Source organism: Methylomonas subterranea (assembly GCF_024505185.1).
Classification (GTDB): Bacteria; Pseudomonadota; Gammaproteobacteria; order Methylococcales; family Methylomonadaceae; genus Methylomonas; species Methylomonas subterranea.
This window is the reverse complement of record NZ_JANIBJ010000005.1, coordinates 108,441-122,269: the sequence shown is the minus strand read 5'-3', so window position 1 is coordinate 122,269 and position 13,829 is coordinate 108,441. Positions and strand designations below refer to the sequence as shown.

The 13,829-nt window shown below is 57.0% G+C and carries 12 protein-coding genes; 6 read left to right on the top strand and 6 right to left on the bottom strand.

Annotated elements, in window-relative coordinates; translation table 11 throughout:
• Positions 1-44 precede the first annotated feature (44 nt).
• The 6 genes from NP590_RS04245 to NP590_RS04220 all read right to left on the bottom strand — a co-directional run bounded on the left by NP590_RS04245 (position 45) and on the right by NP590_RS04220 (position 6,861).
• Positions 45-821, bottom strand: a complete 777-nt coding sequence (locus NP590_RS04245; RefSeq protein WP_256600995.1) for a prepilin-type N-terminal cleavage/methylation domain-containing protein — start codon at positions 819-821, stop codon at positions 45-47.
• Positions 818-2,617 carry a PglL family O-oligosaccharyltransferase gene (locus tag NP590_RS04240; protein ID WP_256600994.1) on the bottom strand — a complete coding sequence of 600 codons (1,800 nt, stop codon included), beginning with the start codon at positions 2,615-2,617 and terminating at the stop codon, positions 818-820. The genes NP590_RS04245 and NP590_RS04240 overlap by 4 nt, the downstream gene beginning before the upstream one ends.
• 367 nt (positions 2,618-2,984) lie before the next feature.
• Positions 2,985-3,983: a type II secretion system protein gene (locus NP590_RS04235; RefSeq protein ID WP_256600993.1), complete on the bottom strand. Its 999-nt coding sequence runs from the start codon at positions 3,981-3,983 to the stop codon at positions 2,985-2,987.
• 219 nt (positions 3,984-4,202) lie between these two features.
• Positions 4,203-4,400: a hypothetical protein gene (locus tag NP590_RS04230; RefSeq protein ID WP_256600992.1), complete on the bottom strand. Its 198-nt coding sequence runs from the start codon at positions 4,398-4,400 to the stop codon at positions 4,203-4,205.
• A 35-nt stretch (positions 4,401-4,435) separates the two neighbouring features.
• Positions 4,436-4,822 carry a tetratricopeptide repeat protein gene (locus NP590_RS04225; protein ID WP_256600991.1) on the bottom strand — a complete coding sequence of 129 codons (387 nt, stop codon included), beginning with the start codon at positions 4,820-4,822 and terminating at the stop codon, positions 4,436-4,438.
• 173 nt (positions 4,823-4,995) lie between these two features.
• Entirely contained in the window at positions 4,996-6,861 is a 1,866-nt protein-coding gene (locus NP590_RS04220; RefSeq protein WP_256600990.1) for a type II secretion system protein GspD, read from the bottom strand.
• A 541-nt stretch (positions 6,862-7,402) separates the two neighbouring features.
• Here NP590_RS04220 and NP590_RS04215 point away from each other — a divergent pair.
• The 6 genes from NP590_RS04215 to NP590_RS04190 all read left to right on the top strand — a co-directional run bounded on the left by NP590_RS04215 (position 7,403) and on the right by NP590_RS04190 (position 13,802).
• Positions 7,403-8,062: a response regulator gene (locus NP590_RS04215; protein ID WP_256600988.1), complete on the top strand. Its 660-nt coding sequence runs from the start codon at positions 7,403-7,405 to the stop codon at positions 8,060-8,062.
• 257 nt (positions 8,063-8,319) lie between these two features.
• Entirely contained in the window at positions 8,320-8,844 is a 525-nt protein-coding gene (locus NP590_RS04210; protein WP_256600987.1) for a PepSY domain-containing protein, read from the top strand.
• A gap of 597 nt (positions 8,845-9,441) precedes the next feature.
• On the top strand, positions 9,442-10,299 hold the full coding sequence (locus NP590_RS04205) for a 5-bromo-4-chloroindolyl phosphate hydrolysis family protein (RefSeq protein WP_256600986.1): 858 nt from the start codon (positions 9,442-9,444) through the stop codon (positions 10,297-10,299).
• 31 nt (positions 10,300-10,330) lie between these two features.
• The gene (locus NP590_RS04200; protein WP_256600985.1) at positions 10,331-11,500 is read left to right on the top strand and encodes a toxic anion resistance protein; all 1,170 of its coding nucleotides are present in this window, start codon (positions 10,331-10,333) and stop codon (positions 11,498-11,500) included.
• Positions 11,501-11,510: 10 nt separating this feature from the next.
• Entirely contained in the window at positions 11,511-12,605 is a 1,095-nt protein-coding gene (locus NP590_RS04195; protein WP_256600984.1) for an SPFH domain-containing protein, read from the top strand.
• The gene (locus NP590_RS04190) at positions 12,606-13,802 is read left to right on the top strand and encodes a TFIIB-type zinc ribbon-containing protein (protein ID WP_256600983.1); all 1,197 of its coding nucleotides are present in this window, start codon (positions 12,606-12,608) and stop codon (positions 13,800-13,802) included.
• The last annotated feature ends 27 nt before the right edge of the window (positions 13,803-13,829 follow it).

Sequence of the window (13,829 nt, the reverse complement as noted above, 5' to 3'; positions counted from 1 at the left end):
CCGGCAGCGAGAAGAGGCTATTCCCATACATTGTCATGTTCCGGCTACCGCAGCAGGCACAATACGAGATCGTCGCCGGCGGCAGCGCAGGCGTTGGCGGCGTTTTGACTGTCGTAAACGCCATTGGGGCCGAAACTCACCAGCCGGGCCGTATCGGCCGCTTCGGTAAACGTGGCGTCGTCCCAATTCGGGTCGTCCGCCGTCAGGCATTCGTATTCGCTGGTTGTCACATCCAAATCGCCGCCCGCTCCGACTTTACAACGATATGCCGGGCGAAAATCCAATTCGGGATACAGTAGTACAAAGCGCCGCCCCCAGCCGTCGGCAAGCCCGGTGTCTTTAACATAAGGCCCGTTCCAGCCGCGCTTGGTATCCGGGTTCCATAACAAGCCCATAAAGGCGGTATCGGTGTCGTCGTAAGGAAATTTCAACAACAGGCTCAAGGCGTCATCTTGCTGACCGGCGAAGCCGTTACGGCACCAAGACCTATAATCCGCCAAACTGGGGATCGCGGGTAAGCCGACAAAATTCAGTCGGCTGATGCCCGCGCTATCCGGCGCATAAACGCCGTTTCGATAAACCCGGCAAGGAAACTCGCCGGTATCGCGCCGAAACTGCAACAAGGCCTCGCGGATTTGCGCCATTTCGAAGCGAGTGACGTCGTCGCGGCCTTCATCCTGCACGCCTTCATAAGCCATGGTCGCCACTCCGGCCAGAATGCCAAGCAAGGCAATTACCAGCAACAGTTCCATCAGGGTAAAGCCGGCTTGGGACGTAGGGTACGCACTGCGTACCCTGCCGATGTGGGTCGCCGTCATCATTGCGAGATTGCCTGCTTGACCTTGGCCTTGAGACCGGCCGGCAGGTTGGCTTGCAGTTGCGGGTTGACCACCGGCAGCAACCGCGCCATCAGCACATCGATACGCGGACCGGCATGGGCCTGGATGCGCAACAATTCTTCGGTGAATTTAATCGCGTCGGCTGGGTAGGCTGTCAGCGCTTTATCAATGGTCTGGCGAGCATTGACCTTGTCGTCGGTCAATGCTTGCATCAATGCCAGCCGGTATACCAAGCTACTGGTGGGCGTAAAGCGCGCGGCGGCTTCGGCCAGCACGGCTAACTGCTCTCGCATGGCGGGGTTTTCCGGGTGGCCGGTCAGGGTGAAAGCCACCGGGATATAGGGTTTTAACAGCGGCGCGGTGTCCGGAATTTGCTGGCAGATGTCGATCAAGGCTTGTTCGCGCTGCGGCGTTTGCTTGGCCATGGCATTCAACAAGGCCAGCTCCATGCGGGTATATTGCCATTCGTGCGCCACGGCCACCGCCAGCGCCAGCGATACTAAGCCGCCGAACAGCGCCGAAGCGGGCTTGGTCAACGGCATATGCCAAAACCGCCGTTCGCCGATAGCCAGCAGCCAAGCGGCAATGCCCAGAAAATGCGCATGCCACAACGGGTATTCCAGCAAACTATGAATGGTCAACACCGCCGCCAGCATCAGCATCCAGGCCAGCATGTCGGCATCCGGCGGTTCGGACTCGGCGCTTACCGCATCCGATACCGGCTGGTTAGCGTTTTTCGCCAACAGCCCCCTCAGCCAAAACGCCACCGCTCCCAGCAATGCCAGCACCGGTAACATGCCCAGTTCCACCATGAAGTGCAGGACTATGTTATGCGCATGCTCCATCCGGGTGGGAAGCTCGAAGATGTAATAACCCGCTTGATAATAAGCCCAATCGAACTCGCCGAAACCGTGCCCCAGCAAAGGATGCCGACGAAACAGTTCCAGGGCCGCCGTCCAGATATACCAGCGCGGCGAGCTACCGCCGCCGGTTTGTTCCGCCACCCGCTCGGCGGCGGTGATTTGCGGCCCGGGCAGCAGTTCCAAGGTCCACACTGCTTGCAACAACAAGTAAACGCCCAAGCCGGCGGCCAGCGGTTTCAACCAACTCGGTTGGTAGCGCCCGGCGACGACGGCGACCGCCAACCAATACAGCCAAACGCTACGCGACGGGCTCAGGCTCAGTCCCAATGCAATCGACAGCCCCAAAGCCGCAAACAGCCACCAGCGCAATCCGAAACGGCTCCGCAGATACAGCAACGATACTCCGCCCAGCGCCAACAAGTCGCCGTAAAGGTTGGGCTGACCGGTACCGCCCCAAATACCTTCTTCGTTCCACGGCCGAGCCGCGCATTCCCGGGCGGCGGCCCAAACGGCGGCGGCAAGCAAGCCGCCCGCCAGCCATAAGCTCAACCGCGCCCGGCCGATTTGTTGCTGTAACAAGCCGACCGCTGCCATCAACAACGCTGCCCACAATAAATAGGCGACCGCCATGCCGGCATGCTGCACAATCAGCCCCGGCAACATCAGCGTTTGCAGCAGGATGAAAACCGCCAGGGCCAGCGGCAGCCAGACAATGACAGGTATCGCCAGATGTTGCGCCTTGAACAGCGCCGGCCAGGCGCACAGGCAGGCCAACAGGCCGGCGGCGATTGCCAGCCATTCCTGATGAAACGACGTCACCGGAAACAGTTGCCAGGGCGCGAACAACGGCAGTACCGGAATAGCAGCCAGCAGCGTGGGAGCGATTCGGGATGAAGCGAAGGCGATTGGAGTCATACGGCAAATAAGGTTGAAAAGGAGTCGTTCCTGGAAAAAGCGTCTGTCAATATCGGTTTTCTTTGGTTTTGTTCTCCTTCCCGCGCTCTGCGTACCCGCGGAGCATAAGTGGGAAGGCATACCAGCATTCGGGCCGGCATGGGTTCCCACGGGGCGGACCGTGGGAAGCAGGGCAAAGGGTTTAAGCGTTGCCCCTGACACAAGGGCAGCGCTTAAACCGGGTTTTGGCGGTTTCTCGTTCCCGTGCTCACGCGTACCCGCGGGGCATAAATGGGAAGGCATACCAGCATTCGGGCCGGCATGGGTTCCCACGGCGGACCGTGGGAACCGGAAAACCGAGGTTCAGGCCGTTACCGGCATCAAACCCTTAGTTTTGTACGGCCGTGGCCAGGTTTTGATCGGCAATCGTGCCGTCCGGCGCGATGATGGTCAGAAGCTTGGCTTTGGGGAGATACTCGTTGTCTGTAATATTCCCGTCACGAGTACCCCTTGTCTCGTCGCCGACCAGGAAAAGGCCTATATAGCGCGAATAATGTCTATTAGGATCGACATTGTTATCGGGGTTAGTGGTATCGGTTTTTCCGAAGCTAGGGGCTTTACCAATAGCTACCGAACTCTTTTGAGTGCTGGCGGCGGCATCGCTACCGAAACCCAATGCAACTACTAAGTAGCAGCGGCTATCTGACAATGCGTCAGTTAGTTGATTTTGAATGTAGTTCACACCAGCATTAAAACCGCCAAAAGCAGCTGTCGTTGGTATAGCGCCCCCATTTGCTTGACATTGATCAACAGTGCCTGGATTACCAAAACCGGAAGGCACTACCGCGATGAAATCCAGGTCGTCATCCATTGCGGCATTTTCATAGTCCCAGTGTTCGAGTTCTTCCGCATTCAGACGATTGAAACTTTCATTGTGCGCAAGATTTGGAATAATGCCTGGCGAGTTTTGCGCTGCATCAGCAACTTTCCAATATTGAATTTCGTTGATGCCGGCGTTGGCTAAGGATCTGGCAATATTTGCTTTTGCCGCCACAGGTATGGCCCATGGTGCAACCTTTAAAGGAGCGTTTCCGGAATTATTGGTTAGTTGAAATGGTAACGCGCTGATCAAGGATGCTCCTTGAGAACTGACTAAACTATCCCATTGGTTTGGGTAAGAATTTGTTACCGCTTTATATTGCCTAATCGCGTTGTCGATTTTTACGTTGGCATCGGCCGCCGCCGCTGCCTGCGCCTTGTCGCCGACGCCGTCGTAAGCAATCAGGGCGCCGACGGCCAGCGCGGCGATCAGGGTAATCACCACCAGCAATTCCAGCAAGGTGAAACCCGCTTGGCGCGCCTGTAATTTGAGCTGTTTCATTTTCATCGTTGTTCTCTTGTTATAGACCCTCAACCGCCGCGCGCGGTCTATTGGCCATCGGTTTACTTAATGACTATCGATGCGACCCGTTCGCACTCGTTTTTTAAAAATTTTTTCCCTCACCCCCAGCCACTCCGAGGAAATCCCTCGTTCCCGCGCTCCCGCGTGGGTTCCCACGGCGGACCGTGGGAACCGGAAATCCGGATAACCGCCGCGCGGGCCCGCTCAAGCGCCGCCGTCCGGCATGTCCACCACAAAGCGGTATTGCTTGCCGCAGTGCAGGATGACTTCTTTTTGCTGGCGTTTGAGTATCTTCACCTCCACCCGAATCTCGCCGAAGCCGTCGTGGCGCAACACGTCGTCCAGCAGTTGCAGCAGTTTGCGTTTGAGCGGATCGGCGGTTTTTTCCAGGGTGTCGTTCATGATTTTTCAGTCTGTTACGTGAGTGTTTGTCCGGGTTATTGAGCCAGTTTGTAGCCGCCGGCGCGGGCCTGTTGCAGCCAGTATTCGGCTTTTTCCCGTTCCGCCGGATCGTTGCCGACGGCATAAATGCGGTACAGCATGTACTGGGCGTGGGCGTGGCCTTGCTTGGCGGCCATTTCGAACCACTGCGCCGCCAGCTTGAAGTCTTGCCCGCCGCCCAAGCCCAGGTAATACAGTTCGCCGAGCAGGGTCTGGCTATCGGGGTTGCCGAAGCGCGCCGAGCGGTGGCACCAATCGAAGGCCTGAGCGAAATTGATCTTGCGCAATTTGTCGCCGTAGCGGTAGGCGTAGCAGTTTTCGGCGGCTACGTCGGCGTCCGAGTCTATGCCGATGAAGGCCGGTTGGCAGGCGGTGGTTAGCATTAATGCAGTAACGCATAGCAGTCCGGCCCGCGATTGAAAGCCGTTATAGGGCGGGCATTTTTGCCCACGCGCGATGGCGTCCGTTGCGCGTGGGCACATAAAGCGTGCCCACCCTACCCAACGGGTATGGCTTGCCACGGCGGGGCGCGGGAACCAGGGTGCGGAATTGCGTTTCATAAGTCGGAGTTCCGCAGTTTGGGCGGCGCGCAGTATTGGCCGCAAGCGGGGGCTTCCGGGTGTTCCGGCTGGGGCACCGGCTTGGCTTGCATGGAAATATCCGGCGCGTATTGGTGGTAGCGGCCTGTGGGGTCGTATTGCCGATGGCGGTCGTCCTTTTCGTTCAGGATGTAGGGCGTGATCAGCAGAACCATTTCCGATTTGCTTTCGGTGTCTTCGGTGTTGCGGAACACGTTGCCCAGCAACGGAATGTCGGCCAGATACGGCACCTTGCGGCGGTTGCGGGAGAAGCTGTCGCGAATCAAGCCGCCCACCGCCACGGTATAACCGTGTTTGGCGAAGATTTCGCCCTGCATGCGGGCGGTGGTGATCGTGTCGACCGGCAGGTTCACGACTCCGCCGTTGGTTGTGTCCACCACGGGAATATTGGCGGCGGCTTCATTCAGGGTGGCGTTTTCTTGCAGCATTTGGATTTGAATGCTGCCGTCATCGTTGATGTGCGGAATGATCTGCAGAGTGGTGCCGATCTCTTCCAGTTCGGTTTCCGGGGTCGTGATGGTGCGGGTGGTGTTGATGTTGTCGACGTTATCGACGGAATAGCCGCGCACCATGATGCGTTCTTCACCGACGAACAGACTGGCAGGGCGATGATTGGAGGCCACCAGCATCGGATTGGAAATGACGTTGAGTCGGTTGTTTTGCTCTAAAAATTCGATATTGGCTTTGACTTTTTCGCTGACGAATTCGTAAACAAAACTGCCGCCGCCGGTCAGCGCGGCCGCGCCGCCCATGATCAACGGGTTGAGGCTGTCGCCCTGGATTTTGGTGTCCTTGATTTCAAAGTTGAACAGCGATTTGAAGTCTTCGCCGACTTTGACGTCGATGATTTTCATTTCCAACATGACCTGGGTCTGCGGGATGTCCATCTGTTCAACCAGATTGCCGATGGATTTGAGGATGCCCTGGTCGCTGCTTTTGACGATGAGCTGGTTGTGTTCGCTGTTGACGGTGACGAAGACGACTTTGTTCATGCCGGACACTTCGCTGAGCTTGTCGGCTTCCACGCGCTTGCCGTCGCCTGTATCCGCCGACAGTTGCTCCAGTTGATCGACGCTCAAGTCGCCGGGCACGCGTTCCTGATAACCGAAATTACCCATGCCCCCCATGCCGTAACGGTTGTTGCCGGCGTAATTGCGGCCGCCGTAGAAATTGGAATTATTGCCGTTGCCGCGATAGCCGCCGCCATAGCCCCCCATGCCGCCACCGAAGCCACCCATGCCGCCAAAACCACCTCCGAAACCGCCCATTCCTCCGAAACCGCCGCCGATGCCACTCATGCCGCTACCGAAGCCGCCCATGCCTCCCATTCCGCCACGGTTGCCCAAACCACCGCTACGGCCGCCGCCGAAGCCACCCATGCCCATACCCATGCCGCCGCTCATCACGGGATTGAAACTGACCCGCACCCTGGGCGCATATAGATTCTGAATCGCCATGGCGATGGCGATCACATTGGGATTGCGCAGCTGAAAAACCTTGATGTTGTCGTCCTGGCCCAGGATCAAATCCTGGCTGTATTCTTCCTTGGTCATCAGCCGAAAAGTACCCTGGCCGCTGTCGTCGTAGCGGTACCACAGGTCGCTGATGCGGCAGATGGCTTTGATGGCGTCTTCCAGGGTGACTTTTTTCAGAAAAATGGTGACGTCTTTTTTGCCGGCTTCCGGGGTGGCAACGATATTGACCTTGGCATCTTCGGCCAACACACGGATGATGTCGGCAACCTTGGAATCCTTGAACTCCAGTTCCGTCATGAAAAACGGAGCGGCCTGCGCCAATGCCGGGGTACTTATCATCGAAAGCATGATCGTTACAACGAATAGGTATTTGGTCAGCAGGTGGTTTAATGGTGGTTTTTCGGTTCTCATCTTGTCCCGCGCGGGGGCCGGTCACATCAATCGATAGCTCGCCTCCCCTTTCGGCGGCCAAAAAAAATCTGCGTGGCAAAGACTTTCGCGGCGCAGATTGAGTCGGTAAAAATCGAGGGAAACACATTCAATTCGGGTTGGTTCGCAACATCCTTGTCGCAAGTGTCGGCAATCCGTTAACCGAGTCACATTTTATGGATAGCCCCCGTCCATCAACAGGGAATAAGGCCCTGATTAGACCGGGAACAATTCCCGAATGTCGCGTTCAACCGGCCATTTTATCGGGATAGGAGCCGCGTCAAACAGGGCCGCAAGCCTTGATTTAAGCGGGTTATTTTCCCGTTTAGCTGTTGCTGTCCGGTAGTGCTTGTAGTCAAAAGGGAAAATCTCCCAATAGCAATTGGGCCCGCTTAGGGCGACCATTTAGTCCGTTCGAGATGTCGGCGTTAATAAACTTGGCTAAACGGAGGTAATTATTTTGGACGAAAAGATCAGCGTGCTGTTGGTGGATGACCATGCGGTGGTACGAACCGGGTTCAAAACCTATCTGGGACTTTCGGAACACATTGGCTCTGTATTCGAGAGCGACCGCTGCGAAAGCGCCTGCCGAATATACGAACTACACCGACCGCGGGTGGTGGTGATGGATCTATCGATGCCGGGCATCGGCGGCTTTGAGGTAATCCGCCGCCTGCTGAGCCGCGACCCGCAGTGCAAGATTCTGGTATTCAGCATTCATGATGAATTGATCTACGTTTCCCGCGCCATCAAGGCCGGCGTAAAGGGTTATTTGGTGAAAAGCAGCGACCCCGAACTATTGATAACGGCGGTGACCTGCATTGCCGCCGGCGGCACTTTCGTGGCGCCGGTATTGGCGCAAAAATTGGCCATGAATACGTCCGACGAAGCCTTGCAGGAGAAGAGGATCAAGCAATTGACTCCGCGCGAGTTCGATATTTTCTGCCTGCTGGCCAAGGGGAAAAGCACCCGCGAGGTGGCCGAGCAATTATTTGTCAGCCACAAAACCGTGTGCAACAACGCCACCACCATCAAGGATAAACTAGGCATCAAGACCCTGTCGGAACTGGCCCTGCTAGCCAACCGCCACGGCTTAATCAAGGAGGTGGCGGACCGATAAGGCATCGGTGATCGGGAACGTCGCCGCTTGGCGGTCATCGTTCAGGTCGAAGCCTGCTCCGCGCCACATCGGCCGGGTATCGGCCGCCGAACCACGGTCAATCGCCGCGCCACCAACGCGGGAGTTTGTCTCACAAGCCCCTCCTGCGCGGGGCGGAAAAACCGGGTGGATTTCGCCCAAAACATGGCCCGATTGTCGGCTGCGAGCAACGACAGCCTATATTCGGGAATTTTTTCTATTTTTTAATAAGGTAACTCATGAAAAATACAGTATTGAAAATTGCCGCATTAAGCGGTCTTAGCCTACTATCCGTCAACGCCCCGGCTTTCGATCAAGGCCTTGAAAATTGCATTCGGGCGGTCAAAAAGGAAAAGGCGGGCGAGCTGATCAAGCTGGAAAAACTTAATGTGTCGGGCAAGGGCGTTTACGAACTGGAACTGCGCGACGATAACCGGCGGGAATGGGAGTTTATGTGTGAGGCGGACAGCGGCAAGCTGATCGAGAAGGAGGCTGAAGTCGCCGACCCCAACAGCCAGGCTTTTAAGAAAAACGTCAAAATCACCGAAGAAGACGCCGCCGCGATTGCCCTGAAAGCCAACCCCGGCAAGATAGAGGAAGTCGAGTACGAAATAGAGGACACAGGCGCCTCGTCCTATGAATTCGATATCGTCAACGACAAGGGCATCGAAACCAAAGTCGAGGTCGATGCGGCCAGCGGTAACATCATCGAGACCGCCATCGAGGAATGGGAAATCGGCGAAGAAAGCGACGAGAGACGTTGATAGCCCGTATCGCCCCGACTTTTTAATTCAAACGCCATCGGCGCTGCCGTATAAATCCTATGCGGTAAACCGAGGCGGTATTTCACCATCATAAAGCCTGCTCGGCCGAAACCGCGGCATCAACTGCAAGCCTCGCATCATCGATGCAGTTTGGCTTTGGTGCCGGTCGGAGCGTAAAGCGCTTCCCCGCCGAAACGCTTGTTTCGGCGAATGAGCTTGAACAGGTTTTAAGGCCCGTAGAATGCTAGCACTCGGTTCCGAGGATTGATTATGAGCGTCAATCCGGCTGCGCCCGGTTGCCGTTGAACAGCAAAACCTGATCGGTCCGGCCTTCTCGATTTCACGGTTTAGCGTTGAAGCACAAATCGGGTTGTTTTTTATCGGCCAGTGTAGTTACTATTCAGCATGTCAAAATTTTTCATACGCTTCCTGGGGTTTATTCTGTTGCTGTCGACAATGGGTTTGGCCACTTGCCAGTCCATGCTGAAAGCCGAACCGCTCGCCGATTCGACCGCCGTTCGCCCACGTTGACACCATTCCAGGCTGGCCGTCATAGCGGCAAGTCGAACCAAGCCAAGCACTTAATGGTAGTTGCCCATGCCTCAAGTCCCCAAACTTAACGCCGCCAAACGCTTCACGGGCGAAGCCGCGCGGTTATACTCGCCGCGCGGCCTGTTGTTGTATTTTCTGGCCTTGGCGCTGATTCCGGCGGTCGTGATCGGTCTCATCAAGGGTCATGCCATGGCGGTGCTGATCAACGCCGGCGCCTTTGCCTGCTATTGTTTAGCCGCCGTTTTACTGCGCAAGGGCTTGCGGGCGGAAGACCCCACCCCGCGCGCGCGCCTCACCAGCCCCGCGAAATGGCCATTAAAATTATGCTCGGCCCTGCTGGTGGCGGCCACCACCGGGTTGTTGGCGGTCTTCGGCGCTCGGCAAGAGCCGTTAATGGCCGCCCTGTATGCCGGCGGTGCATTGTTGGGCATGTATTTGAGCTACGGCTTCGATAGGCGCACCGCCAATCCCATCACGGCCGCGCACGGTTATTCCAGCGCGGAAATCAAGCAAATCCTGGCCGCCGCCCTGGCTATTATCAGAGACATTGAGCAGGCCAATCGCAACATCGTCCATACCGAACTCAACCGGCGCATAGCCAAAATCTGTGAAATAGCCGACGGCGTGATATCCGAATTGGAAGCCGACCCGCGCGGAATCCGGCGCGCGCGCAAGTTCCTGAACGTGTACCTGGAAAACGTGCTGCAGGTGATTCAGGGCTATGCCAAAACCCACCGGCAAGCCGGTTCGCGGGCGTTGGAAGGCAATTTCACCCAAGCCCTGGACGCAATTGAAGCGGCTTTTCAAGAACAACAACAAAAATTGTTGGAAGAAGATGTGTTTGATCTGGACGTCAAGATCGAGGTATTGACGCAGCAACTCAAACGCGAAGGCATTCTCTGATTGGGTATTTTCACTACAGGACCAAACCGTTATGAGCACAAAAGAAACCTCCATAAGCCGACTGGCCGAGACTCCGTTAAAGTCGGCAACGCCGCCGGCCGCCGGCCGGGAAGTCCTAGCCGGCGCGCGAACCGACCTCGTTGCCCCGGCAGATGCACCGGCGGAAAAACAGCTGAAAATACGCCAGCTGGCCGGGGAAATCGATATCAGGGATTCACAGTCGGTTTTATTCTTCGGCAGCAAGGCCCAGGAGCAATTGACCGCAATTTCCGACCGCATGCTGGAAGGGGTCAAAAACAAGGACACGGGGCCCGCCGGCCAAGATTTGAACGATATGGTCGCCACGATTCGCGGCTTCGACATCGACGAACTGGACCCCAACAAAAAACCCGGCTTCTTGGCCAAATTGCTGGGCAAGGCCAAGCCGGTGGTCAAGTTCATTCAACAATACGAAGAAGTCCGTAAACAGATAGACAGCATCACCGACAGACTGGAGAAGCATAAATCCAATCTGCTGACCGATATCGCATCGCTGGACAGACTGTATCAGGCCAATCTGGAGTATTTTCATACCCTGGAAGATTACATCGCCGCCGGCGACGAAAAGCTGCGCGAGCTGGACGGCGAAGTGCTGCCGGAGCTGGCTGCAGCCGCGGAAACCGCCGGAGACGTTCTCGCGGCGCAAAATCTGCGCGATGCGCGGGCCGTCCGCGACGATCTGGAGCGACGGGTACACGACTTGCGCCTGACCCGGCAAGTGGCCATGCAAAGCCTGCCCAGCATCCGTTTGGTACAGGAAAACAACAAAGGCCTGGTCAACAAAATCAATTCCACCATCGTCAACACCATTCCGCTTTGGCGGCAACAGTTGGCCACGGCGGTGACGATATTCCGGTCCTCGCAGGCCGCCGAAACCGTCAAGGCAGCAACCGACCTAACCAACGACTTGCTGGCCGCCAACGCGGAAAACCTGAAACTGGCCAATGCGGAAACCCGCAAACAGTTGGAACGCGGCGTGTTCGATATCGAGGTGATCAAGCAAGCCAATCAGGCCCTGATCGACACCATACAGGAAAGCCTGCAAATTGCCGATGAAGGCAAAAAGATGCGCGACGAGGCCGTGCTGCAGTTGCAGGAATGCGAAGCCGAGCTGAAGAAGGCACTGGTTTCGGCGCAAAACAGCCCGTCTGCTTCGGCCTAGGAGTTTAGCGGTGGGAATTTTAGACAAATTGTTCGGCGAGTTTGTCGATGTCATCGAGTGGACAGACGACTCGCCCAACACCATGCTGTACCGCTTCGAACGCTACGGCAACGAAATCAAATACGGCGCGATGCTGACCGTGCGCGAGTCGCAAACGGCGATTTTGGTCAACGAAGGCCGCATCGCCGATGTGTTCGAACCCGGCCTGTATCAGCTGGAGACCCGTAACATGCCGGTTATGACCACGCTGCAAAGCTGGCCGCACGGTTTTTCCAGCCCGTTCAAAGCCGAAGTGTACTTCATCAACATGCGCCGCTTTACCGATCTGAAATGGGGCACCAAAAACCCGTTGATGCTGCGCGACAAGGAGTTCGGCCCGGTGCGGCTGCGGGCTTTCGGCACCTATACGCTGCGCGTCGGCGATCCCCGCGTATTCCTGCTGGAAATCGTCGGCAGCGGCGGCCATTTCCAGACCGGCGACATCTCCGATCAATTGCGCAATCTGATCGTGTCCCGTTTTGCCGATATTTTGGGCGAGTCCGGCATACCGCTGCTGGACTTGGCGGCCAACTACGACGAATTGGGCGAGTTCATCACCCAAAAAATCCGCCCTGAATTCGCTGCCTACGGCCTGGATGTCATGCAATTGCTGGTGGAGAATATCTCACTGCCGCCCGAAGTGGAAGCCGCGCTGGACAAGCGCACCAGCATGGGCATCATCGGCGACTTGGGCCGTTATAGCCAATTTCAAACCGCCGAGGCCTTGGCGGCGGCGGCGAAAAATCCCTCCGGCGCGGCCGGCGAAGGCATTGGCTTGGGTATGGGATTTGCGATGGCGCAAAATCTGGCCCATGGCAATCCGCCGGCCCCGGCTAGCGTATCGCCGCCGCCGTTACCCCTGGATACGGTCTATTTCGCCGCGATAGACGGCAGGCAACAAGGACCATTCAACGCCGAGCAATTGCGGGAGAAAATCAAAATCGGCGAAGTCGGCCGAGACACGTTGGTGTGGACGGCGGCGCTGGTTGAATGGACGGCGGCCGAAAATGTTGAAGCCTTGGCCGCCGCATTTGCCCACGCGCCGCCGCCCCTGCCGAAAACTTAAATGTCAGCCGTTTTCAAGGCCGTACGCCAAAAGCCCGCCAATCTGCAATTTCCCTGTCAACAATGCGGCGCGGTACTTAAATACGCAGCGGGCACCACGCATTTACTGTGCGAGCATTGCGGCACGCAAAACCTTATCGAAGCGCGCGGCGGCGCCATCGAGGAATACGACCTCGGGCAAGCCTTGCGGCAATTGGCCCAATCACCCGCAAGCACGGCGGCCGCGCCCACCATACATTGCAATGAATGCGGAGCCGGTTTTCAATTCGAGGCCAAAATCCACGCCGGCGAATGCCCCTTTTGCGGCACGCCTATCGTGGCCGCCACGGCGGAAATTAAACCCATACAACCCAAAGCCCTGTTGCCGTTCGGCATCGATGAAGCCGCCGCGCGCCGGCGCTTTCAACAATGGATTGCCGGTCTGTGGTTCGCACCGAATGCGGTCAAAAAGTACGCTCGCGGCGATACCAAATTAAGCGGCGTCTATCTGCCGTTTTGGACCTTCGACAGCCAAACCTCCACGACCTACAGCGGCGAGCGCGGCGACGTCTATTACGTTCGGGAACAGGTGCAAGTGGTCAGAAACAACCGGGTGGTCACCGAGACCCGGCAAGTGCCCAAGATACGTTGGACACCGGTCGGCGGCCGGGTTCAGCGTTTTTTCGACGACGTATTGGTGGGTGCCAGCCATTCCTTGCCGCGCAAGATTCTGGACGCCCTGCAACCCTGGGATTTACACGCCCTGGTCCCCTACGACGAAAATTATCTGAGCGGCTTTCGCAGCGAATATTATCAGGTGGAACTGGCCGACGGCTTCGATCGGGCCCGGCAAGTGATGGACGACCAAATCTATCTGGACATTTGCCGGGACATCGGCGGCGACCACCAACGTATCCACCGGGTCGACACCCGTCACGGCAATACCACTTATAAGCACTGTCTGCTGCCGGTCTGGTCGGCCGCCTTCCGTTACCGGGACAAATCCTATCGTTTCGTCATCAACGGCAGAACCGGCAAGGTGCAAGGCGAGCGGCCTTACAGTATCTGGAAAATCGCCTTGGCCTGCCTGAGCGCATTACTGTTGGCCGCCGGCATCTATTACTATCTGGAAGCTGCCGGCGCCCTTGGCAATCCGCAAGGCGCTGCCATAACCATTCAGCCCTACCCTTACCCACCGGCTCCGGCGGGCTGGCAATAAAATTGTCACGCCGCGATTGCTTTAATC

Excerpts from the sequence above, each read along its gene's own strand:
- NP590_RS04245 (WP_256600995.1), bottom strand. The coding sequence starts at position 821 with ATGATGACGGCGACCCACATCGGCAGGGTACGCAGTGCGTACCCTACG.
- NP590_RS04240 (WP_256600994.1), bottom strand. The coding sequence starts at position 2,617 with ATGACTCCAATCGCCTTCGCTTCATCCCGAATCGCTCCCACGCTGCTG.
- NP590_RS04235 (WP_256600993.1), bottom strand. The coding sequence starts at position 3,983 with ATGAAAATGAAACAGCTCAAATTACAGGCGCGCCAAGCGGGTTTCACC.
- NP590_RS04230 (WP_256600992.1), bottom strand. The coding sequence starts at position 4,400 with ATGAACGACACCCTGGAAAAAACCGCCGATCCGCTCAAACGCAAACTG.
- NP590_RS04225 (WP_256600991.1), bottom strand. The coding sequence starts at position 4,822 with ATGCTAACCACCGCCTGCCAACCGGCCTTCATCGGCATAGACTCGGAC.
- NP590_RS04220 (WP_256600990.1), bottom strand. The coding sequence starts at position 6,861 with ATGCTTTCGATGATAAGTACCCCGGCATTGGCGCAGGCCGCTCCGTTT.
- NP590_RS04210 (WP_256600987.1), top strand. The coding sequence starts at position 8,320 with ATGAAAAATACAGTATTGAAAATTGCCGCATTAAGCGGTCTTAGCCTA.
- NP590_RS04205 (WP_256600986.1), top strand. The coding sequence starts at position 9,442 with ATGCCTCAAGTCCCCAAACTTAACGCCGCCAAACGCTTCACGGGCGAA.
- NP590_RS04200 (WP_256600985.1), top strand. The coding sequence starts at position 10,331 with ATGAGCACAAAAGAAACCTCCATAAGCCGACTGGCCGAGACTCCGTTA.
- NP590_RS04190 (WP_256600983.1), top strand. The coding sequence starts at position 12,606 with ATGTCAGCCGTTTTCAAGGCCGTACGCCAAAAGCCCGCCAATCTGCAA.